Annotated in this window: 1 protein-coding gene; it reads right to left on the reverse strand. The window is 74.1% G+C overall.

What is annotated here, in order from left to right; translation table 11 throughout:
• Positions 1–3143, reverse strand: a 3143-nt coding sequence (locus tag ND748_RS28950) for an acyltransferase domain-containing protein (protein WP_251749360.1), incomplete at both ends; no start/stop codon positions are given.

Here is a 3143-nt window from a genome sequence, read left to right on the forward strand (position 1 = left end):
GTACCGGCATGCACCAACACCCGTTCCCCCGCCCGCACCCCCGCCAGATCCCCCAACCCAAACAACGCCGTCAGGAAAGCCGCGGGAACGGACGCCGCCTGCTCAAACGACCAGTCATCCGACATTCGGGCGATCATTCGCTCGTCGGCAATGGTGAAGGGGGCGAACGCGGACGGGAATCCGCCGAAGACGCGGTCGCCCACCGCGAAACCGGTCACCCCAGGGCCGGTTTCCGTAACGACCCCGGCGCCTTCCGCGCCGAGCCCGTCCTCGAAGGTCGCCAGGCCGAGAGCGCCGGCGACGTCGTAGAAGTTGAGGCCGGCGGCACGGACCTGAAGGCGCACCTCGCCCGGCTCCAGGGCTTGGGTCGCCCGCGGATTGTCAGCCTTCCCGACACCCTCCACCGAGCCGATTCCCAGCGCGTCAATACGCCAGTCGGAGCCCGCGCCAAACCCCGAAACACCGGCGAGCCTGCCGCCGCTGCCGCGCACCAGCCGTGCCGCCAGGACCCGGCCCTCGCGCACCGCCAGCTGCGGCTCCTCACGGCGCGCGGCGGCAACCAGCAGACTCGTCCAGTCGTCAGGTGCCACCACCGGATCCGCATCCACGAGGACGAACCGATCCGGGTGCTCCGACTGCGCACTGCGCACCAGGCCCCACACCACGGACGCGGCCAGGTCCGCGACACCGCCATGATCAACGGCGACCGCACCGCGTGTCGCCACCACCAGCGGTACCCCCGCGAACCGCTCGTCCGCCAGCCATGCCTGCAAGGTCAGCAGCACCCGCTCCGCCAGCTCGTGCGCGTCCGCGAGCACGTTCCCCGCCGCTTCCCCCGCCACGGCCGCGGGACCCGACTCGGCCGCCTGACGAGGCTCGGCCGCGTCCGTTCCCGCGGCGCAGACCACCACACAGTCCGGCGGCCGCCAGCCCGTGTCCAGCGCGTCGGCCAGGCCTGACACGTCCGCGAACGCCTGCCCGCCCGTCGCACCGACGACGCCGAACGAGTCCGGTCCCACCACGGCCACCGACCCGATGGCGTCGGTACCGCCGGCGGCCGGGAACCACTGGACGGTGTACAGGTCCTCCTCGGTCGCGTCGTCGTGCCCGAGCCGGGCCGGGTCGACCTTGCGCAGCCGCATCGCCTCCACCAGCGCGACCGGATCACCCGCCGGGTCCGCGATGGCGATGCGCACCGCGCCCTCTCCCGTGGATCGCACCAGGACGCGGGCCGTGGACGCGCCGACGGCCAGCAGGCAGACCCCGTTCCAGCTGAACGGTAGCCACACGCCGTCGGGCGCGGAGTCCTCAAGGAAGCTCTGCACGTGCAGCGCGGCATCGAGCAGTGCTGGATGCAGGCCGTACCGGCCCACCTCGGGATGGGCGGGGTCAGGTAGACGGACCTCGGCCGCCAGCACCGCGGGGTCCGGCGTGCGCCAGACGGCGGACAGGCCCTGGAAGGTCGGTCCGTAGCCGTACCCGCGCGCCGCCAGGTCCGGATACAGCCCACTGACGTCCACCGGGGTCGACCCCGCGGGCGGCCAGGCACCCGAGAGCTCGGACAGGTCCCGGTCAACGGCGACCGCCGCCCGCGGAGCGCCCGGGGCCAGCGTGCCCTGCGCGTGCGGCGACCAGGAGTCGCCGCCGGCCGGGCGGCCGTACACCGCCACGCCACGCCGGCCGTCCTCGCCGGGTGGATCGACGACGACCTGCAGCTCCACCGCTCCCTCGGCCGTCAGCACCAGTGGCCGTTGCAGGACCAGCTCCTCGACCAGCCGGCAGCCGACCTCGTCGCCCGCGCGGACCACCAGATCGACGAAGCCCGCCCCCGGCAGGATCGCGGTTCCCGCCACGGCGTGATCGGCGAGCCAGGGATGCGTGGCCGTCGACAGCCGACCGGACAGCACCACCGGCCCCGCGCCGGCGACCTCGACGCCCGCACCCAGAAAGCCGTGATCGAGAGCCGTCAGACCGAGCTGACCAGGATCGCCGCCTCCCCGCGGCAGCCGGTCCAGCCAGAACCGCCGCTCGTCGAACGCGTAGGTCGGCAGCCTCACCGTGGCGCCGTCACTCGCGGCCGGGACGAGGGTCGACCAGTCCAAGTCGACACCGGCAACCCACAGGTGCGCGGCGCTGGTCTGGAGGCGAGCGAGTCCGCCGTCGTCGCGACGCAGCGTCCCGACGACGGTCGCGCCGGTGGCGTCCTGCTCAGCCGTGGCCTCGATGGCCATCGTCAGCACGGGATGGGCGCTGGCCTCGACCAGGACACGGATGTCGTCGTCGAATAGCGCCCGCGTCGCCTCGAGGAAGCGGACGGGTTGGCGAAGGTTGCGGTACCAGTAGGCGGCGTCCATGGTGCTGGCGTCGATGCGCTGGCCGGTGACGCTGGAGTAGACGGGGAGCTCGCCGCCGCTCGGGGCGAGGTCGGCCAGGTCGGCCAGGACCCTCTCGCGGACGGCCTCCACGTGCGGGGAGTGGGACGCGTAGTCGACCGGGATCCGCCTGATGCGCAGGCCCAGATCCGCGCCCGCCGCCAGGAGCTCCTCGGCGGCGGTGACGTCCCCGGCGACGACGGTGGTGGACGGGCTGTTGACGGCGGCCAGCCACAGCCGGTCCCGCCAGGGCCGGAGCACCTCCTCCGTGCGCTCGGCGGAGGCGGCGACGGACAGCATCGCGCCCTCGCCCGCGAGCTGGGCGATCGCGCTCGACCGAGCCAGGACGATCCGCGTCGCGTCCGCCAGGGAGACGACGCCGGCCACGCAGGCGGCGGCGATCTCCCCCTGGGAGTGGCCGACGACCGCGTCGGGCACGACGCCCAGGGACTCCCACACCCGGGCCAGGCCGACCATGACGGCGAACATCACCGGCTGCAGCACATCGACGCGGTCGAGGTCCGCCGCCCCCGAGGCACCGGTCAGCACGTCGGTCACGGACCAGCCGGTCCGCTCGCAGACGACGGCCGAGATCTGGCCGACCGTCTCGCGGAACACCGGGGAGACCGTCAGCAGCTCCCGGCCCATCCCGTCCCACTGCCAGCCCTGGCCGGGGAACACCAGCGCGACCCGGCCCGGGGCGGCCACGGCCGACACCACCTCCGGACGCGTGCCGAGGACGGCCGCCTCGGCGGCGCCCGAGCCGGCGGC

This window comes from Frankia sp. AiPs1, from assembly GCF_023716945.1.
In the GTDB taxonomy this organism is placed as follows: Bacteria; Actinomycetota; Actinomycetes; order Frankiales; family Frankiaceae; genus Frankia.